Origin of the sequence: Halobaculum limi (assembly GCF_029490015.1) — an archaeon.
Lineage (GTDB): Archaea > Halobacteriota > Halobacteria > Halobacteriales > Haloferacaceae > Halobaculum > Halobaculum limi.
Window position 1 is genome coordinate 295,293 of record NZ_CP120469.1, and the last position, 18,330, is coordinate 313,622.

17 protein-coding genes are annotated in these 18,330 nt (G+C 64.2%); 8 read left to right on the plus strand and 9 right to left on the minus strand.

Going from position 1 to position 18,330, the window contains the following annotated elements; all coding sequences use genetic code 11:
- Positions 1-82: 82 nt before the first annotated feature.
- Positions 83-1,360 carry a branched-chain amino acid ABC transporter permease gene (locus P0D77_RS17045; RefSeq protein WP_277555917.1) on the plus strand — a complete coding sequence of 426 codons (1,278 nt, stop codon included), beginning with the start codon at positions 83-85 and terminating at the stop codon, positions 1,358-1,360.
- The gene (locus P0D77_RS17050) at positions 1,353-2,414 is read left to right on the plus strand and encodes a 3-oxoacyl-ACP synthase (protein WP_277555918.1); all 1,062 of its coding nucleotides are present in this window, start codon (positions 1,353-1,355) and stop codon (positions 2,412-2,414) included. Before P0D77_RS17045 ends, P0D77_RS17050 begins: the two co-directional genes overlap by 8 nt.
- Positions 2,415-2,432: 18 nt before the next feature.
- Here P0D77_RS17050 and P0D77_RS17055 read toward each other — a convergent pair whose 3' ends face one another.
- The 4 genes from P0D77_RS17055 to P0D77_RS17070 are packed head-to-tail and all read right to left on the minus strand — an operon-like array spanning position 2,433 to position 5,482.
- Positions 2,433-3,167, minus strand: coding sequence for a 2-oxo acid dehydrogenase subunit E2 (locus P0D77_RS17055; RefSeq protein ID WP_277555919.1), 735 nt, complete (start codon positions 3,165-3,167; stop codon positions 2,433-2,435).
- Position 3,168: 1 nt separating this feature from the next.
- Entirely contained in the window at positions 3,169-3,432 is a 264-nt protein-coding gene (locus P0D77_RS17060; protein ID WP_277555920.1) for a lipoyl domain-containing protein, read from the minus strand.
- Complete coding sequence (locus P0D77_RS17065) at positions 3,429-4,457, minus strand: alpha-ketoacid dehydrogenase subunit beta (RefSeq protein WP_277555921.1); 1,029 nt, start codon at positions 4,455-4,457, stop codon at positions 3,429-3,431. Before P0D77_RS17065 ends, P0D77_RS17060 begins: the two co-directional genes overlap by 4 nt.
- On the minus strand, positions 4,457-5,482 hold the full coding sequence (locus tag P0D77_RS17070) for a thiamine pyrophosphate-dependent dehydrogenase E1 component subunit alpha (protein ID WP_277556264.1): 1,026 nt from the start codon (positions 5,480-5,482) through the stop codon (positions 4,457-4,459). Before P0D77_RS17070 ends, P0D77_RS17065 begins: the two co-directional genes overlap by 1 nt.
- 506 nt (positions 5,483-5,988) lie before the next feature.
- Between P0D77_RS17070 and fer the strand changes: the two genes are divergently transcribed.
- Both fer and P0D77_RS17080 read left to right on the plus strand, forming a co-directional pair.
- Positions 5,989-6,726 carry a ferredoxin Fer gene (gene fer / locus P0D77_RS17075; RefSeq protein WP_277555922.1) on the plus strand — a complete coding sequence of 246 codons (738 nt, stop codon included), beginning with the start codon at positions 5,989-5,991 and terminating at the stop codon, positions 6,724-6,726.
- Positions 6,727-6,833: 107 nt separating this feature from the next.
- Positions 6,834-8,186, plus strand: coding sequence for an MFS transporter (locus P0D77_RS17080; protein ID WP_277555923.1), 1,353 nt, complete (start codon positions 6,834-6,836; stop codon positions 8,184-8,186).
- Between the two features lie 95 nt (positions 8,187-8,281).
- Here P0D77_RS17080 and P0D77_RS17085 read toward each other — a convergent pair whose 3' ends face one another.
- Complete coding sequence (locus tag P0D77_RS17085) at positions 8,282-8,653, minus strand: winged helix-turn-helix domain-containing protein (protein WP_277555924.1); 372 nt, start codon at positions 8,651-8,653, stop codon at positions 8,282-8,284.
- 63 nt (positions 8,654-8,716) lie between these two features.
- Here P0D77_RS17085 and P0D77_RS17090 point away from each other — a divergent pair, with 63 nt between their 5' ends.
- Positions 8,717-9,064 (plus strand): hypothetical protein, encoded by a 348-nt coding sequence (locus P0D77_RS17090; protein ID WP_277555925.1) that lies wholly within the window; start codon positions 8,717-8,719, stop codon positions 9,062-9,064.
- Between the two features lie 714 nt (positions 9,065-9,778).
- On the plus strand, positions 9,779-10,204 hold the full coding sequence (locus P0D77_RS17095) for a hypothetical protein (RefSeq protein ID WP_277555926.1): 426 nt from the start codon (positions 9,779-9,781) through the stop codon (positions 10,202-10,204).
- A 492-nt stretch (positions 10,205-10,696) separates the two neighbouring features.
- Here P0D77_RS17095 and P0D77_RS17100 read toward each other — a convergent pair whose 3' ends face one another.
- The 3 genes from P0D77_RS17100 to glmS form a co-directional block, all read right to left on the minus strand.
- Positions 10,697-10,975 (minus strand): winged helix-turn-helix domain-containing protein, encoded by a 279-nt coding sequence (locus tag P0D77_RS17100; protein WP_277555927.1) that lies wholly within the window; start codon positions 10,973-10,975, stop codon positions 10,697-10,699.
- Between the two features lie 117 nt (positions 10,976-11,092).
- Entirely contained in the window at positions 11,093-11,605 is a 513-nt protein-coding gene (locus P0D77_RS17105; protein ID WP_277555928.1) for a DUF7344 domain-containing protein, read from the minus strand.
- A 176-nt stretch (positions 11,606-11,781) separates the two neighbouring features.
- Positions 11,782-13,596 carry a glutamine--fructose-6-phosphate transaminase (isomerizing) gene (glmS, locus tag P0D77_RS17110; RefSeq protein WP_277555929.1) on the minus strand — a complete coding sequence of 605 codons (1,815 nt, stop codon included), beginning with the start codon at positions 13,594-13,596 and terminating at the stop codon, positions 11,782-11,784.
- Positions 13,597-13,951: 355 nt separating this feature from the next.
- On the opposite strand from glmS, the gene P0D77_RS17115 reads away from it, so the two are divergent.
- On the plus strand, positions 13,952-15,061 hold the full coding sequence (locus P0D77_RS17115) for a hypothetical protein (protein WP_277555930.1): 1,110 nt from the start codon (positions 13,952-13,954) through the stop codon (positions 15,059-15,061).
- 125 nt (positions 15,062-15,186) lie between these two features.
- Positions 15,187-15,780 carry a DUF7344 domain-containing protein gene (locus tag P0D77_RS17120; protein ID WP_277555931.1) on the plus strand — a complete coding sequence of 198 codons (594 nt, stop codon included), beginning with the start codon at positions 15,187-15,189 and terminating at the stop codon, positions 15,778-15,780.
- A gap of 1,168 nt (positions 15,781-16,948) precedes the next feature.
- On the opposite strand, the gene glmM is transcribed toward P0D77_RS17120, so the two are convergent.
- Positions 16,949-18,289 (minus strand): phosphoglucosamine mutase, encoded by a 1,341-nt coding sequence (gene glmM / locus P0D77_RS17125; protein ID WP_277555932.1) that lies wholly within the window; start codon positions 18,287-18,289, stop codon positions 16,949-16,951.
- Positions 18,290-18,330 lie beyond the last annotated feature (41 nt).

Sequence of the window (18,330 nt, forward strand, 5' to 3'; positions counted from 1 at the left end):
TGCACCAGCGGACGAGGACAACCCACAGACCTCCGCAGACGGCGGAGAGACCGCCGACGCGCCGGGAGAGAGGGTGACAGCCATGGGGTCGGCGACGAGAACCGACACGGAGACCGCGTGGTACCGGCAGTACGTCGAGGACCACCTCGTCCACCTGCTGGTCGTGTTCGCGTTCGCCGCGTACCCCGGCGTCTACACCCTGCTCGTGAACTCCGGGCTGTCCGCGGAGTTCACGGCGCTGTTACCCCGTATCGAGACGCTCGTCGTGGTGCTGTTCTTCGCGCTGTTCGCGATGTCGTTCGACTTCATCAGCGGCTACACTGGCTACCTCTCGTTCGGCCACGCCGCGTTCTACGGAACCGGCGCGTATCTCGTCGTCCTCGCGGCCAACGACAAACTCCCGCTACTCGGCCCGGAGACGCCGTTTATGCTGTTGATCGTCCTCGCAGGCCTCACCGCGGCGGTCGTCGCCCTCGCCATCGGGAGCGTCTCGTTCCGACTGTCGGGTGTCTACTTCGCGATGATCACGCTCGGCTTTTCGCAGGTGCTGTACGTGTTCATCCGCGACTGGGACTTCGTCAGTTCCGCACCGCGCGACGGCGTCGCGGTGACGGGGACGACCGAAGGGTTCCGGATCGGTGTTCCGGGGGTCGACTCGCTCAACGTCGCCATCGGCCAGTTGACCGGCGACTCCATCGAGGGCATGCTCGGCTTCATCGATCTGTCGCCGACGGAGGTGTCGTTCTACGCCATCGGTGTGATCGTCCTCGTCTGCTATCTCGCACTCCAGCGACTCGTCCACTCGCCGTTCGGACGGACGCTGATCGCCATCCGCGAGAACGAGGAGCGTGCCCGTGCGGTCGGCTACAACACCTACGCTTACAAACTGGGCGCGTTCGTCGCCTCGGGCTTCTTCGCCGGTATCGCGGGAGCGCTGTTCGCGGGCTTCCGGCGGTCGGTGACGCCCGAGAATGGCTTCTACTTTCTCGTCGCCGGCGACGCCTTGCTGGCGTCGATTATCGGCGGGTTCGGTACGCTCGCCGGCCCCCTGTACGGTCGACTGTTCGACGAGACGGTTCGGGAGTTCCTCTCGAAGGAGGGCGGTGGCGGCGGCTTGCTGCCGTACCTCCGCGCGAACGTCGGCGACGCGACGCTCGCGACCGAGATATACAACGGGCTGACCGTCGCCGAGGCGATCAACACGTTCCTCAACGGCCACGCCGCGCTGTACGTCGGCCTGCTGTTCGTGCTGTTCGTCCTCTACGTGCCGAACGGCCTGCTCGGAACCGCCCGCGACCGCCTCGGTGGAACGCTCGCGAAGGCCGTCCCACGCCACGTTCGGCGGTGGTTCGATGAGTGAGGACGGCGACGGGGCAGTGGAGTCTCCCAGCCGTACAGTCGGCCTCACCGGCCTCGGCACGTACGTCCCCGATCAGGTACTAACCGGCGAGGAGATAGCCGAGGCGAGTGGCATACCGGAGAACGTTGTCGTCGAGAAAATGGGGATGCGCGAGAAGCGCGTCTGCCCGCCCGACGACGACCACGCCAGCGATATGTGCGTGAACGCGGGACGGGAGGCGCTAGCGGACGCGGGTGTCGACGCCAGCGACCTCGATCTGGTCTTGTACCACGGCAGCGAGTACAAAGACCACGTCGTCTGGTCGGCCGCCGCCGACGTCTGCGAACGACTCGACGCGTCGAACGCCTACGCACACGAGTCGTACACGCTGTGTGCGGGCGCACCGATCGCCATCCGCCACACTGCCGCGCAACTGCGTGTCGGCGACGTCGACCGCGCGTTACTCGTGACCGCGAGCCGTGAGGAAGACCTCGTCGATTATACCGACGAGGACGCGAGCTTTATGTTCAACTTCGGGTCGGGTGCGGCAGCGCTGGTGCTTGAAGCCGACCCCGACGAGTCACAGGTGCGGGCGGTCGTCCGCGAGTCGGCGGCGACCACGGACGGGAGTTTCTCCCGCGACGTGGTGATGCCTGCCGGTGGGTCGGCGAACCCGCCGAGCGACGCGACCGTCGCCCGCGGTGACCACACGCTGACCGTCCCCGACCCGAACGGAATGAAGGAGCGACTCGCCGACGTCTCCGCGCCAGCGTTTCTGTCGGTCACGGACGAGGCACTCGCCAACTCCGGATACAGCCGCGACGACGTTGACTTCCTCGCACTCACGCACATGAAGCGGTCGTTCCACGAGTACCTGTGCGACGAACTCGGCGTCAGTGAGGAGTCGTCGTACTACCTCGACGACTACGGCCACGTGCAGAGCGCAGACCAGGTACTCGCCTTGCAAGAAGGACTGGATGCCGAAGCTGTCGCCGACGGCGACGTGGTCTTGTTCCTCGCCGCAGGGACCGGCTACACGTGGGCTTCGACTGTGCTGGAGTGGGTCGACAGCTAAATCCACCCGCACCGGCGCTCACCGATCGAGTAGGCGTTCGGCGTCCTCGATCTGCTCGGCGAGCGTTCGGAGGAACCGCCCGGCGTCCGCGCCGTCGACGACGCGGTGATCGAAACTCAGATCCAGCGGGAGGTGTCGCCTGAACGCGACGCCGTCGCCGTCGTCGCGAACCGCCCGTTCGCGGAGTCGACCCACGCCGAGGATCGCGACCTGCGGCGGGTTGATGATCGGCGTGAACGAGTCGACGCCGAGGGGTCCGAGGTTCGAGACGGTGAACGTCCCGCCAGCGAGGTCTGCTGCGTCGAACTCGCCCGTTCGAACGCGCTCGACCGCCTGGGTTCGCCGGTCGTGGACTGCTGACAGCGACAGCGATCCGACGTCCGCGACGACCGGCGCGACGAGGCCGCCGTCGATGTCGACGCCGTAGCCGACGTTGTGCTCCTCGTACAGCCGGTGTGTCCCGTCCTCGAACGTCGCGTTGAACGCCGGATGTCGCGTTAACGTCTCCGAGACGGCGACGAGGAGGAGATCCGAAACGGTCGGGTGGTGAGCGTCGCCGGTGTCGGCACGCTCGACCGCCGCCAGCAACGCCTCCGCGTCGACGACGCGACTGGCGGTGACGTGGACCGCCTCGCTGTAACTCTCGTGGAGTCGGCGGGCGATCGTTCGCCGCATCGGCGTAGGCCGACGCTCCTCGCGTACCGTTCGCGTGGCTCCCGCGGGACGGTCGGCCGTCGAGTCGGGCGTCGCCACGTTACGCCTCCGCCTCGATGTACGCGAGGATGGCTCCCCGCTCGAACTCGCCGTCCTCGTCGACGACGACCTCCGCGAGCGTCCCGGTGACCGGCGCGGGCACGTCGACGTCGACCTTCTCGACTTGGAACTCGGCGATCCGGTCGCCCTCTTCGACTCGGCTCCCCTCGGCGCGGAACCAGTTGAGCAGCAGCGCAACGTCGTCGTCGGTGTCGCCCGGCCAGACGGCCTCGCTGTCGACGGGGACGCGTCCGGTCTGACTCATTCGTGGAGCGAGCGGATCGCCGTTGCGATGTCGTCGGTCCCTGGGATGACCGCGTCCTCCAGCGGCCGCGAGTACGGGATAGGCACGTCGGGGATGGCGAGACGCTCGACGGCCTCCAGCGACCCGAGGTCCGCCTCCGCGACGCTGGCGATGATCTCACCGGTGACGCCGAACGAGCGGTAGTCTTCGTCGACGACGAGGAGCTTCCCGGTCTTCGCGACCGACTCGATCACCGTCTCTCTGTCGAGCGGTTTCAGCGTCCGCAGGTCGATCACCTCGGCGTCGATACCCTCGTCGTCGGCAAGCGTTTCTGCGGCGTCAAGCGCCCGGTGGACGTGGAGACCGAGCGTGACCACCGTGACGTCGTCGCCCTCGCGCTTGACGTCGGCCTTCCCGAACGGGATGGTGTAGTCTTCCTCGGGCACCGGCGTCTTCGGGCCGTCGGGCGCAGGCATCCAGCCGATACCCATCAGCCGTTTGTGGTACATGTAGACGACGGGGTCGTCGTCGCGGATGGCGTTGTGCATCAGCCCCTTCGCGTCGTAGGCAGTCGACGGAACGACCACTTTCATCCCAGGGAGATGTGCGAACATCCCGTACAGCGTCTGCGAGTGCTGTGCGGCGTCGTTGTACCCGCCGCCGACGGCGGTCGTCAACACCATCGGCACGGAGACTGCGCCCCCGCTCATATAGGTGTTCTTCGCCATCTGGTTGTATATCTGGTCGAAGCAGACGCCGGCGAAGTCGACGAACATCAGTTCGGCGATGGGACGCATTCCGGCCTGGGCGGCGCCGACGGCCGCGCCGATGTACGCCGTCTCGCTGATGGGTACGTCCATCACTCGGTCGCGACCGAACTCGTCGAGGAGGCCGGTCGTGGAGTCGAAGATTCCGCCGTAGTCGGCGACGTCCTCGCCCATGTAGAACACCTCGTCGTTCGACCGCATCTCGTGGGCGATGGCCTCGACCATCGCGTCGCTCATCGTCGCAGTCCGGCCGGTCGTCTCCTGTTCAGGGGTGCTCATCAGTCGTCACCTCCTGCGGCCGCGCCAGCACCCGAATGCGCCTGTTCCTCGTCCGTCACGCCGGACGGCGGGTTCGTGAACATATCTTCGAGTGCCGCCTCGGGTGCGGGTCGTGGCTGGTCTTTCGCCCACGCGATGGCCTCGCCGATGCGGTCGGTCGCACGCTCGCGAATCTCGTCGAGGTCGCCGTCTGTGACGCCGAACTCGTGCATATCCTCGGCGAGTCGTTCGATACTGTCGCGTTCGACCGCGGCCCGTTGGTCCGCCTCCGGGCGGTACGTCTCGGGGTCGCCCATAAAGTGGCCCATCCGACGGTGGACCTGCACCTCCAACAGCGTCGGACCGTTCCCGTCGCGTGCACGGCCGACCGCCTCTGCGGCTGCCTCGTACACCGCGAGGACGTCGTCGGAGTCGACGCGGACGCCCGGCATGTCGAAGCCGTCCGCACGCTTGGAGCCGTCTTCGACGTCTGTGACTCGCTCTTTCGGCATACTGATCGCCCAGTCGTTGTCTTCGATGACGAACACGACCGGCAGGTCGTGGACGCTCGCGAGGTTGAGCGACTCGAGGAAGCCGCCCTGGTCGATAGCACCTTCACCGACGTACGAAACCGCGACGCTGTCGGTGCCCCGTTTCTGCGCGGCCATCGCCGCGCCGACCGCCGGCGGGCATCCTTCCGCGATGATGCCACTGCACGCGAAGTTCACGTCGGGGTCGAACAGGTGCATATGACCTCCCTTCCCTTTGCACAGGCCGGCCTCTCGTCCGAAAATCTCCGCGGTCATTCGCTTCAGATCGACGCCCTTCGCGATGGCGATGTGGTGCGGCCGGTGGGTCGCGGTGACGGTGTCGTCGTCTCGGAGATGTGCGCACACGCCCGCGGCTGCCGCCTCGTGGCCCGCCGCGAGGTGGAGTTCACCTGGTATCTCTCCGGCGCTGATGTCGAAGCCCGGACGCTTCCCCTCCATATACTCCTCTTGGAGGCGCTCTTCGTACAGGCGGGCTGTCACCATATCCTCGTACAGCCGCTTCATTTGAGTGGTGCTGACTGTTGTCATACCCGAGTAGGTGTTGTCGGCTAATCATATCAAACACATTATCTGTTTTTTGATATTACATATGTGGACCAGTCGACGCCTCGAGCAAGTCGAGTATGTGCACGACAGTATGCGATCAGCAGTACGAACCAGACGAATTACCATCTACCGTGGCCGGTTAGACACAGGCTAACCACGTCCGTGAAGTACGAGAGCAAGCGGTTGAGACCTCCTCTCGGAGTACACAGCCGGATTCCGATGCGTCCACGACTCGTCGTGAAGTTCGAGTCCGTGACAAAAGGGGGAAACTGTGAGTCGAGTGCCTCTGACTGGGTACGTACTCACGCTTCCATGGCCCCACTTGAGAGAACCTGCCAACGAATATACCTGTGTCGCGATTGGGCGTGGGCCGGGCGCAGGTGGGCCGTGAGAGCGGCCGTCCGGCACCGGCCTCGGGGAAAGGCGATATATGCCCGTCGCGCCTACAACTGGTAGTGGATTCTCCGTACGACGTACTGGGCCTCGACGCCGACGCCGACGACGCAGCAGTGGAACGCGCCTATCGCCGCCGGGTGAAAGAAACGCACCCCGACCAGGGGGGATCAATCGCAGAGTTTCAGCGTGTCCGCAGGGCGTACGAGGCGGTCATCTCCGGAGAGGCGACGCCGCCGTCGGCGGTCGATCCGACGCCAGAGTCTGGAGAAGTCGAGACAGACGAGGACGGCGAGCGAACGCCCGGAACGCGTGCGCCGGGCGCGAGTGCGAACGCGGCCAGCAACGGAGACGGTGCCGAGCGCTCGGAGCCACGGGACGCGCGCATCGAGTATCTTGACTACGAGGTGCTCGCAGACCACGGGTGGAGCATCGACGACCCGGACCTCTTCGAGAAGGCGTCGAACGCCGACCTCGCACACGACGACCACGGCGTGTTCCTCGCCGAACGTGGCGAGACGCTGCTCGAAGCCGCCGAGAATCGCGGCTTCTCGTGGCCGTTCGCCTGTCGGGGCGGCGCGTGTGCGAACTGCGCGGTCGCCGTCGTCGACGGGGAACTGGAGTCGACCGTCGACAACATCCTCTCCAGCGAGATGATCGACGACGGCTTTCGACTCTCGTGTATCGGCCGCCCCGTCAGCGGCGATATGAAAGTCGTGTTCAACGTGAAGCACCTGCCGGGCCTCGACGAACTCAGGCTACCCGCAGACCGCTTCGAGCGTGCCCGCGCAGACGACTGATCGGCGTTCTGCTGACAGGTTCTCGGGCAGGGCCGATCGCTTCTGTGCTTGGTGACTGCACTTTATGGTCCTCCGAGTGGCACTCGTGAGCAAATGCTGGTGGATTTGTGAGCAAACATCGTTGGCTACTCGCGTGGGGATTAGGGTCGATCGCAGCGGGAGCGGCATCGCTGTTGATTCCCTTGTACGTCGTCCAACTGGGTGGCGACCCGTTCGAACTGGGGCTGTTGGGCGCGGTGGCGGCGTTCGTCGGCGCGCCCGGTGCGATCGTGTGGGGGCGACTCGCCGATCGAACGCACAACCCGCGCGGTGTGCTCCTCGGTAGTCTCGTCGGGATGGGCGCGCTACTGTTCCTGACGCCCGCGCTCACCGCGATCCCTATGTTGATCGCGGTGAACGCGCTGGTCTGGTTGGTGTTCGCGGCCGCCGGGCCCGTGTTGACGCTGTTGGTCGTCGCCGACGTCCCCGAGTCGGCCTGGAACCACGAGATAGCCCTGCTCAACAAGTACCAGGGGTACGGCTGGGCGGGCGGTCTCTTGCTGGGAATCGTCTGGTCGGCGACCGTCGGACGCGTGCTCGGGCCGACCGCGACGACGCAGTCGCTGTTCGTCGCGTGTGCCCTCGCAACCGCGCTCGCAGCCGTGTTGCTCGCGCGGTGGATGCCGCGGCCGTCCGAGCGCGCGGTCGAGCGTGTCGACGCTCGCCGAATCGCTCGCCTCCTGTCGGTCGGTCGCCGCGGCGTCCGGGGCGCGACGTTCGTGTTCAACCCGAATCGGCTCTACTGGTCGACGCGGTCGGTCCACCCGAAGCGACTGGCCGACCGCTTCACGCCGACGCTGGCGGTGTACTTCGTCGGCGTCGTCCTCTTCTTCACGGGGTTCACCGCCTTCTTCGCGCCGTTGCCTCTGTATCTCACGGACGTTGGCTTCTCGTCGGACCTCGTGTTCGGCCTGTATCTGGTGTCGAGTCTGGGGTCGGCCGCCTCCTACACAGTCGCCGGGACGCTGAGTAGCCGGTTCGACCTCCGACTGCTCCAGTCGGCCGCGGTCGGATCGCGGGCAGTGTTGATGCCACTCGTCGCCGTCGTAGGAACCGTACTCGCAGCCGGCCTCGTCGGAACTGTCGTCACCGGCACGCTGTTTCTTGCCATCGGCGTCGCTTGGGCGGTCATCGCGGTGACCGCGGGAACGATCGTCACGCGAATCGCGCCGCCGTCGGTTCGGGGTGAGGCGCTCGGCCTGTACGCTGCGCTCTCGACGTTCGCCGGAGGCATCGGTAGTCTCGGCGGTGGCGCACTCGCCAACGCGTTCGGATTCGTGACGGCGTTCGTCGCCGCCGGCGTCGTCATCTGCTGTGGCGCTGGCGTCGTCCTCGCGCTCCGTAGTCTCTCGACGCGAACGCGAATGACACACGAGACGCCGCCACACGGACGCGAGGCTCTGGCGGCGACTGACGACTGAAAAACCGCGGCTGCAACTGCCGAGCGGCGTCCTCCGCTACCGACCGGCACGTGCCTGACGATTGGAGCCGTCACGCACTGTCCGAATCCGTCGCCTTACAGCTGCAGGTGCAGCACCGAGCCATCGGAGTGGTACACCGGGGGCTCGGAGTCGAACGAAACCACGAGCGTCCCGATCTTCCGAGAGTACTCGCTCGCGTGGTGGCCACCTTGACACACGCGCGTCGTCTCCTCGACGAGCGGCGTGTCGACCAGTTCGTTCACACAGCGGTACACCGTCGACAGCGGAATGTCTCCCTCCTCTTGGAGTTCTTTCGCGGTCATCGGTCCGTGCTCGAGCGCCCGAACCACAGTTCGACACGCCTCGCTGTCGAGAGCGTCGAAGAGTCGGGCCGCCTCGCTTGGCGTCGCGTGAATGACTGGCGTTTCGAGATTCCCGGCCAGATCCGAGGTCGCTGAACGGGTCATACGCTACGCTCCGACAGGTGGCTGGACTGACTGACACGGGCTTTGACGTGGAGGACGCACCTCATGGTAGAAGTCTGCGGGAGGGGTATCGTTAGTTATTCACTCTCGTATAGGGGTATTCAGACGTTTCAAAGAGGCTACCACGCGATGTGCGCCACGGGATACGACAACGAGCAGTCAGGAGTCGCGGCGACGCTACGGGTGGAGCCACTGCGTGGCAGCCTGAGGGTCAAAAAACAGGAGCACAGCCCCGAGCGGGGCGTATCGAATACTCAGCGCGTAGTCGTGGACGGTACTGTGACCGGCGTCGACGCCGATCGAGGCAACTCGGTTACGATCTGGCCTCTTCGTTCTCTTCGGTTTCCGATTCCGGTTCGAGGAAATGCGGTCCTCGCTTGTATCGAGGAGTAGCGGCGAACTTCCGAATCCGTTCTTGTTCTTCCTCCGTGATCCAGGATGGCACGAGTTCCCATATCCATAGAACTGATAAAGTAATAGTGCCGATATCCCCCGGTAGAAGCGTCTTAATAGGGACTAGGCGGTGAAATAAACAGGATCGGGCCGCGTCGACCGCCCCACCAGAGTCGGTCGACGGGACCGGGTTGGTCGAGAGAGCGTGGTGAGTATGACGCCCTTTCGACGCTGGTACTCGGTCGTGATACGATACAGGCTGGTCGTCCGTCAGTGCGAGTTACGACTTGTACTCGTCGGCGAGGTCAGGTCGAGTGCGGCGTTCGATCACGCCGAACAGTCCTAAGACGACCACAGCCATTGCGACGAACGCTAAGAGTTTCAGACGCATTGCATCCGAGTGATCGACGGGTTCCGCTTTCGTTAGTCACGTAGTACCAGCCAACTGGAAGCAGGCCATCTGGTCTGCCACGTGATCAGACGGGGTCGAGAATGTGTTCGCAGGCGCACCACTGGCGGCGCCACAGGTCGCACACGCCCCGAGTAGAACGCTAGCGTCGTCGACAGATGCAGACGTGTGTTCATGTATCAACTACGTTGTTACCCACGTTTGAACGAGGTTGCAACCGTGTTTCGACTAGGGCGCGTGGTTATTCAGCATCACGAGCGACGAACACCGCTCATAACGAACAGCTGTGATCCCGATATGCGGCTATGGAGCAACCCCGCTGCTCCGGTTCCTCGAAGCCCCGCGAATCGAACGACTCGACGGGGTTCCTCCACCCGGGATCGGTCGCGCTCACGGGAGTCTTCGCGCTGGCAGTCTCGAAAGCGAGCGACCTCTCGACGACGGTGATCGGACTTCGACTGCAGCCAATCCTCGTCGAACGGAACCCCATCGCCGTTGCGTTCATCTCCGAGTACGGACTGGTCCCGGGACTTGCAGTGTTCAGCGTGGTGGCCGTCACTGCGCTGACGCTCCTGATAGAAGGGGCGTTCGGCGTCCTCGAACGCACGTCCGCACACGTCGACGCGGCAGCAGGTCGGTGGGGACGCCTCGTCTGCTACGGCGTCGGGAGCGCGTGTAACGTCAGCTTCGCGGTGTACAACACCGTGTTGATCCTCTCTGTGTCTGCGTGATCACCGAACTGGCGGCGCAGATCGGATCCCCCGTCGGTAAGCAGTGGCTGTTTCGGCAGTTCCTCGATCGGGACACTGGCTAACTAAGACGGACGCTCACATATGTCGTATCGGGGGAGAACAAGCACGGCCCCATTCCAATCCCCTGGCATCCAACACCTGCTCCTCTCCTCCCCCCATTTTAGCGCCCATCGAGTCAAATCGCTACTCCGCTACTCCGATCACTGCCACGCTCCGTCGCTCGCTGTGTAGCGCGTGAGCGGTAGCGCCGCGGCGTGGACGTTGTCGAGAGCATCCGTCTCGAACGTCTCGTGATTGTGGTTACTGGAGCGAATGCATCGGTATCACTGGAGCGAGACTGCTACGAAGAGCTGAAAAACGGGCGTGTACTTCGGGGGTCGAGCGTGTCCGACAGCGACAGCAACGTCGGCCGACAACAACAGGGAACCACAGGGCCCTCAGACACGTCCCAGGGGCCCACAGCGTCGTTCGCTACTCGGCGAGGTCCTTCGCACTGATATCTTTCCAGACTCGTTCACCGTCAGAGGTTATGCCATAAACCCGTCCCTTCCGTCGCTCTTCGGGGACGAGGAGTTCGACCAGGTCTTTCGACCGGAGCGATCCGAGCGCACGCGAGACGTGCGAGACGGACAGTTCGACGTCCTCAGCGATCCGGGTGGGCGTTGCTGGCCCCTCCGCGAGTCGGCCGAGCACGATCACTCGGTGATCAGAGCTGATCACGTAGCCGATGACGTCCCAGTCGGTCGTCATCAGCGCTCACCCGCCGTGGTCGGCGTGTGGGTGGCAGTTCGCGGATGCTCCGCGGGCGATTCGGGTCGTGTGTGTGGGTTGTGTTGTGGGATCACGGTTGTGTCCTCGATGGTGCCGCTACGTTCGTTCATACAGGTACTGTGCCGCCACCACCGCGCCGAAGGTGACGAAGATGAGCAGTCCGACGACGTTGAGTACGCCCTGTGGGATCGTTCCCTGGGCGGCCGTCGCGATGCCGTAGACGGCCAGGCCAACGATAGCCAGGCCCAGGTAGATCGTCTGCCAGGGTATCTCCCGACGGTCTTCGTCGGGGAGGTACGCGTCCAGCGAGGCGACGTTCGACGTGAGTTTGATCACGCCGGAGTCTTTGTCGTACTCGACGATGCCGGACTCCTCGAGTTTCGGGATGTGCGTCTGGTACAGCGAGACGTACACCCGCTTTACCTGTTGGTCAGACAGTTCGTCCACCGGGATGTCGTTCTCCCAGGCGGCGACGCGGTCGGACAGTTCGTTCAACGCGATCTGTCCACCTTCCTGCCGGAGGAGGTAGATGACGAACCGTCTGCGACCGTTGCTGAGGATGTCGTATACCTCGTCCCTGCTTAGCGTGGTTGTGTTGTTGCTCGACATCTACTCGTATGGCACTGTTATTCACCACCTCGGCCGACAGGCGACTCGTTCACCTGTCGGCCGTGGGTACGTGTCGCGCATCCGACTGCCTCGCGGCGGTGGCCTGGCGCAGGCACGGCCGCCACTCCTCGGCGGATCGATACGTGCTGTTTGGGTGTATACGCGGTCTGCTCGGGTCATTCTACCGTCACGCTCTTTGCCAGATTGCGCGGTTTGTCTATCGAACGGTCCAACAGGTCTGCCACGTAGTACGAGACGAGTTGGAGTTGGACGTTCGCGAGGACGCCCGACAGTTCCGGGTGCGTCTCGGGGATTGGGAGGAACACGTCGACGGTCGACTCGACGTGATTCGCAGTCTCTGCGGCGATCCCGATCACGGGTGCGCCGCGCGAACGGACCTCCTCGACGTTGTTGAGCGTCTTGGTGTCGTGCCGACCCGAGAAGACGGCGAGCACGGGCGTCTGGGGAGTCACCAGCGCGAGCGGGCCGTGTTTGAGTTCGCCCGCGGCGAACCCCTCGGCGTGCTCGTAGGTGATCTCTTTGAACTTGAGTGCCCCTTCACACGCAACGGGGAACGCGACGCCGCGGCCGATGAAGAACCGGCCGTCTGCGTCGGCGTACTGCGACGCGAGCGACGCCGCCGTCGACTCCCGGAGGACACGCTCGACTTGGTCGGGCAGCACTCTGAGCGCAGAGAGCAGTCCCTCACGCTCGGCGCTCGGTTCGCCGGTGATGTCCTCGGTCAGTCGCTCGACGAGCAACGCGAGGACGATCACCTGCGAGGAGAACGTCTTGGTCGCGGCGACGCCGATCTCGGGGCCCGCACGGATGAACAGCGCGTCGTCCGCCTCACGCGCGGCCGTCGACCCGACGACGTTTGTGACAGCCAGCGTGCGGGCGTTGCGCGCTTTCACGTCGCGCATCGAGGTGAGCGTGTCCGCCGTCTCGCCGCTCTGTGTCACTGCGACGACGAGCGTCCCGTCGGTGACGGGCGCGGGCGTCGTCGCGTACTCACCAGCGGTGAACGCGTGGGCGGGAATTCCGCGGTCGCGCAGGAGCTGGCACGCGTACATCGACGCGTGGTGGGAGGTTCCACAGGAGATGAAGTGAACCTCGTCGACGTCGTCGAACGACCCGGGTGGGAACTCTTCGAGGTCGACGCGGTTGTCGTCGGTGATCCGACCGTTGATCGCGCGTCTGAGCGCCTCTGGCTGCTCGTGGATCTCCTTGAGCATGTAGTGATCGTAGCCGTCGCGCTCGGCGTCTTCAGAGCCCCACTCGACGGTTTCGATCGGGCGATTCTGTGGACTGCCGGTGATATCGGTGATGACGTGTTCACCGGGCGTGAGTCGGACGAAGTCGCCATCGTCGAGGTACACCACGCGTGAGGTGTACTCGAGGAACGACGGCACGTCGCTGGCGAGGAAGCGGCGTTTGCCGTCGACACCGAGAACGAGCGGCGAGCCCTGTCGGGTCGCGAAGATGGCGTCCGTCCCGTCGACCAACACGGCGATGGCGTAACTGCCCTCGATGCGCGCGATGGCGCGACGGAACGCGGCTTCGGGGTCGTAGCCGGCCGCGAGTTCGTCTTCGATCAGGTGCGGAACGACTTCTGTGTCGGTCTCACTCGTGAACAGGTGGCCTGCTGCGGCGAGTTCGCTCCGCAATTCGGCGTAGTTCTCGATGATCCCGTTGTGGACGACCGCGACCGTGCCCGTGCAGTCGGTGTGGGGGTGCGCGTTCTCGTCGGTCGGCGCGCCGTGGGTGCTCCATCGGGTGTGTCCCAGTCCCAACTGTCCGGCGAACTCGACGTGGTCGACCTCGCTGGAGAGGGGGTCGATACCGCCCTCGCGCTTGTGCACGCGGACGCCGTGACCGTTGAGCGTCGCGATGCCGGCGGAGTCGTAACCGCGGTACTCCAGGTTCTTCAACCCAGTAAGCACCGTATCGACGACGTCGTCTTCGCCCACGCAGGCGGTGATCCCGCACATCAGCGTCCCCTCGCGGGACGGCGATTCCGTCCGATATCTCTCCAATTACTCGGAGTGCGATCCATCCCGCGTTGTGCCGGCGTTCCGGCGATGTCGTGTGTCCAGGTCATGGTCAGACCGAACCGATAGAGTCCGGGGTAACATCTGCCAATCCCTCGATCCGGGCATTGTTATTAGGAGAATACAGCCATCAAACCGGAAGTTAGCGGGTCTACTACGGAATATCAGCAGAATCGGCGTCGGCCGGAGTCTCGCGAGTCGCGTGCAATTATCGCGAAACCGTCTGGTGGTCAGCCGCTAACCACTGCTATCGCATCTATAACAATACGGTTAGGATAGCCAATAGAAATCGGGTATGCTCGGGGTACTTGCAATTGGAACTGAGACCGGTGCCGCGTTCGCACCCTCGATCCCGGCCGCACTGTTGCCGGTCGGGGAGGGGAGCGCGGTCGACCGTGCTATCGACGCGATGATCGCCGTCGGCGTGGACGAGATTCACGTCGACCCCGCCGATCACGAGCTGTCGGTGCGAGTACACGAGCGTTACCCGTCGGTCCCCATCGTCCAAGACGACGACCTGACGGGTGCGCTCGTGAGACACGACCGCGTGTTGTGGATGCCCGCAACCGCGGTCGTCGACCACAGTTCCCTCGAGCGACTCGCGACCGCCGGAGCAGGCGTCCTCAAACGGCCCTCCGAACCGTTCTCGCCGCTTGCGGGACCGGAACCACGCCCGATCTGCCTCCCCGCTGACGTGTTCGAGGATCGCGCTCCGAGCGACGCACCGGCCATCGCGCGCGGACTCGACGTCGACGGTGCGCTCGAACGGATCGAGTGCGACCACGTCGCCGACGTCCGACGCCCCTGGGAACTACTGGACGCGAACGAGTGGTACATCGCGGGTGTCGACACCCCCGACGGCCACAGTATCGACGGCGTACGTTCCCGAAGCGACGGCGAGATCCACCCCGACGCCGACCTTACCGGCCCCGTCGCCGTTCACCAAGGCGCACGTATCGGCCCCGGTGTCGTCATCGAAGGCCCAGTTGTCGTGTCACCCGGGGCAGATGTTGGACCAAACTGTTATGTGAGGTCAAACACATTTATAGGCGAAGACGTGCACATTGGAGCCTCAGTCGAGATAAAAAACAGCGTCTTACTCGACGGCGCGAAGGTTCCACACCTCAGTTACGTGGGAGATAGCGTCGTCGGACCGGACGCGAACGTGGGTGCCGGGTCACTCGTGGCGAACCTCCGTCACGACGACCAGCCGGTACGCCTCACCCACAACGACTGTCGAGTCAGCACTGGTCGCCGTAAGTTCGGTGTCGTCATCGGTGAAGGGTCAAAACTGGGGATCGGAACGCGCCTGAACGTCGGCACCGTGCTCGGCGTCGGGGCGACGACGACGCCCGGAGAAATCGTCGTTCGCGACGTCCGGACGGAGGGAGACACGGAGCGGTGAACGAGGGCGGCGCTGGGTGACTTCCATCCGTACGCCACCATCACGGGAACAGTAGTAGACCACAGATCGCCACCAAAATGGCTAACCAATCAACCCACCAATCAACGACCCGAGAGGAACAGAACGTGCCACGTGTTACCGAGGATGACGAACAGGCAGTCGTCGAGACCGAACACGTCGACGAGCAGGAGGAGTCCGAACCAGCCGAGATCCCACTGGATCTCACCTTCGAGATACTCAAGAACGAGCGGCGTCGCCTCGTGCTGGAATACCTGCGTGACGTGGACGACGGACAGACCACTATCGGCGAACTCGCCGAGCACATCGCCGCCATCGAGAACGACTGCGACATCCAGGCGCTCGGTGCCCAACAGCGCAAGCGCGTGTACATCGGCCTGTACCAGTGCCATCTCCCGAAGATGGACGACGCCGGTGTGGTCGACTTCAACCAGAGCAGAGGCTTCGTTGAACTCCGCCCAGAGGCAGACCCACTGTTCGAGTACCTCGTCGAGGACGACGAGTCAGAAGACGACATCGAATCGGCCGGCGATATGGAGGAGGACTTCCTCCCTCTCGCGGGTGCGACGCTCGGCATCGGTGTGCTGTTCGGAATCAGCCAACTGCTCGGTTACCACCTGCTCGCAAGCCTGTTCGTCTTCGCGTTTCTCGCGTTTGTCCTCTACACGGGCCGTGACCAGGTGATGGCCCAGTTCGCGTAGTCTCTCTTCGAATTTTCAGTTTGTCGTCGAACACTTCCCGGAGAGTGTCGGGAGTGACATCGTTCTCATCGTTCGGGAGGATCGACGATTCTTCACCGTTCAACCGTCCGTACCGAGGTGAAGTCAGTCGGGACTCATCGGAGGCCAGGGACGGTCTGAGCGTGCTGGCACTTCTGTGACCGTGATCACGAACCGGCGACCACACGCACACGTCACGATTTGATCCCGCGCGTCGGGCAATGCTGTCCCGCAACTGCATTCGATCTGCAAGCCAGCACTGACGTCTTTCATTCATCTGCCGCACAGACCACAGCGATATTATACTGGTCGTGACTTCTCCCCCGACTGAAGTCGTGGGCTTTCTCCTCAATTTCGTGTGAAACTCGACGTCTCCGAGTGTTTCGCGCAGGATATCGTCTCTCCAGAGAGCACGGCAGTGACGCAAAGACTGGTGTGTCGAACTCGAAGAGACACAGGTACCGGGAATTGGGAGCGGAGGAGAACGATGAACAGCAACGGACCACTGCGAACAGCGACGAACAACGACGGGGACAGCGGGCAGTCAGCCAGCGAACAGGTCAGAGCACGTGAACGCCGAGGTACGGACGAACCCAGGCCACGGCCTCATACGTCGAGGAGAGAACGTAGCCGACCAACAGTATCCAACCGCCACGGTCCGTCGGGGCCAACATCCCCACTAAGTACAAAAGCGTGCAAGAGTGACCTCCTCCTCGCCGTTCACGGCGAGGCTTCCCACGTCTGCACCGCAACGCTGGGTTGGGATATTTGCTGGTTGACGACTCGTCGGCATAACGAGCTGATGGCGGGGACACACTGCCGTTACTCCTATCCCTGACAGGGGACTCGGAGTTATCTTGCTGACCGAGACACCACAGCGGTTCAAGACGGTGTCTCGAACATCGAGGTTCTCGGAGTCCCGATATTGTGCATTCAGGTGGCGGTGAGGCCGCCTCAGTGTACAGTGTATTAGTGTTCGATGTTAGTTAAATATCCGTATTAGCGTCAGAACGTGGTTCGTGGAGGAGTGTCAGATTCACGCCCGCGGTAAACGGCGGGATTCTCTCCTCGAAGGAGAGAGGTCGCCTCCGTGAGTCAATAGTCGAGTATCCCCACTGCGGGGCTCTCGGATGTTAGCGCGGAGAGGGTGTCAATCAGATGCCTGCGGTGCGACGGCGACGCGAGCCTCCTCGACGATCTCCATTGCGGTGTCGAACAGCGACTCCATCTCCGAGCGGACGCCCGCCTCCGCGGTGACGCGCACGAGTGGCTGGGTACCGCTGGCACGCACGAGGAACCATCCCGCGTCGACGTCGACGCGGACGCCGTCGATGTCCGTGACATTCGTGTAGCGGTCGGAGACGGCGTCGGCGACGTGCGCGACGAGGTCGTGTTTCGCCTCCGTCTCGACGTTCTTTCGGCGAAGCGGGACGTCCTCGATTTCGGCCGCGAGGTCGTCGAGGGGGCCGCGCCGGGCGACCAGTTCCGCGAGTTTCGCCGCTGCGAGCGGTCCGTCGGGACACCGCGCGAGGTCGGGCCAGATCCACGCACCGCTCGGTTCGCCGCCGAAGACGACGTCCGTCTCGCGCGTCCGCTCTGCTACGTGGCCGTCACCGACCTTCGTGTAGACCGTCGACGCGCCGATAGCTTCGAGCGTGGTGTCAACCGCGATACTGGTGTCGATAGGCACGGCGACACGGTCGCCGGAGCGAGCGACGTCGCGGGCGAACAACGCGAGCAGCACGTCGCCCGTCAGGAACTCGCCGGTCGACGTGACCGCACGCATCCGGTCGGCGTCGCCGTCGTGTGCGATACCCAGGTCGGCCTCCGTGGACGCGACGACGCGGCGGAGTCGCTCGCAGTTCTCGGCGGTCGGTTCGCTAGGGCGACTTGGGAACGAGCCGTCGGGTTCGGCTGACATCGTCAGCACGCGGCAGCCGAGGCGACGGAGCGCGTCGGCGGTGATCCGACCGCTGCCGTTGCCCACGTCGAGGACAACGTCTAAGTCGAGGTCACCGGGAACCGCGTCGACGATGGCGTCGACGTGGCGGTCGCGGGCGCGACGTGAGCGGAAACAACTGCCGAACTCGTCCCAAGGGACGAGCGAGAAGTCGCCGTCTCGAACGCGCTTGGCGATCGCTTCCTGCTGGCTACCGATGTACGCAGAGCCGTCTTCGGACCACAGTTTGATCCCGTTGTCCGTCGCGGGGTTGTGCGAGGCAGTGACCGTGATACCGGCGTCACAGTCGTACCACTCGACCGCGCGTGCGACCGTCGGCGTCGGCACTTCACCCAAGTGGACCACGTCTGCACCACACTCCCGCAGGCCGGCGGTGAGCGCGTCGACGAGAACGGGACCGGTCAGCCGTGGGTCGCGGCCCACGACGACACGACGTGCGCCTTCGGAGGCGACCGCACGTCCGACATCCAACGCGAGCGACGCGGTGACCTCCTCGCCGACGACGCCACGAATACCACTCGTTCCAAACATTACACCGAGAGACCGAGCGGAAGTAGGTTTGTTACCACCCA

Excerpts from the sequence above, each read along its gene's own strand:
- P0D77_RS17045 (WP_277555917.1), top strand. The coding sequence starts at position 83 with ATGGGGTCGGCGACGAGAACCGACACGGAGACCGCGTGGTACCGGCAG.
- P0D77_RS17050 (WP_277555918.1), top strand. The coding sequence starts at position 1,353 with ATGAGTGAGGACGGCGACGGGGCAGTGGAGTCTCCCAGCCGTACAGTC.
- P0D77_RS17060 (WP_277555920.1), bottom strand. The coding sequence starts at position 3,432 with ATGAGTCAGACCGGACGCGTCCCCGTCGACAGCGAGGCCGTCTGGCCG.
- P0D77_RS17065 (WP_277555921.1), bottom strand. The coding sequence starts at position 4,457 with ATGAGCACCCCTGAACAGGAGACGACCGGCCGGACTGCGACGATGAGC.
- P0D77_RS17085 (WP_277555924.1), bottom strand. The coding sequence starts at position 8,653 with ATGACCCGTTCAGCGACCTCGGATCTGGCCGGGAATCTCGAAACGCCA.
- P0D77_RS17090 (WP_277555925.1), top strand. The coding sequence starts at position 8,717 with ATGGTAGAAGTCTGCGGGAGGGGTATCGTTAGTTATTCACTCTCGTAT.
- P0D77_RS17095 (WP_277555926.1), top strand. The coding sequence starts at position 9,779 with ATGGAGCAACCCCGCTGCTCCGGTTCCTCGAAGCCCCGCGAATCGAAC.
- P0D77_RS17100 (WP_277555927.1), bottom strand. The coding sequence starts at position 10,975 with ATGACGACCGACTGGGACGTCATCGGCTACGTGATCAGCTCTGATCAC.
- P0D77_RS17105 (WP_277555928.1), bottom strand. The coding sequence starts at position 11,605 with ATGTCGAGCAACAACACAACCACGCTAAGCAGGGACGAGGTATACGAC.
- glmS (WP_277555929.1), bottom strand. The coding sequence starts at position 13,596 with ATGTGCGGGATCACCGCCTGCGTGGGCGAAGACGACGTCGTCGATACG.
- P0D77_RS17115 (WP_277555930.1), top strand. The coding sequence starts at position 13,952 with ATGCTCGGGGTACTTGCAATTGGAACTGAGACCGGTGCCGCGTTCGCA.
- glmM (WP_277555932.1), bottom strand. The coding sequence starts at position 18,289 with ATGTTTGGAACGAGTGGTATTCGTGGCGTCGTCGGCGAGGAGGTCACC.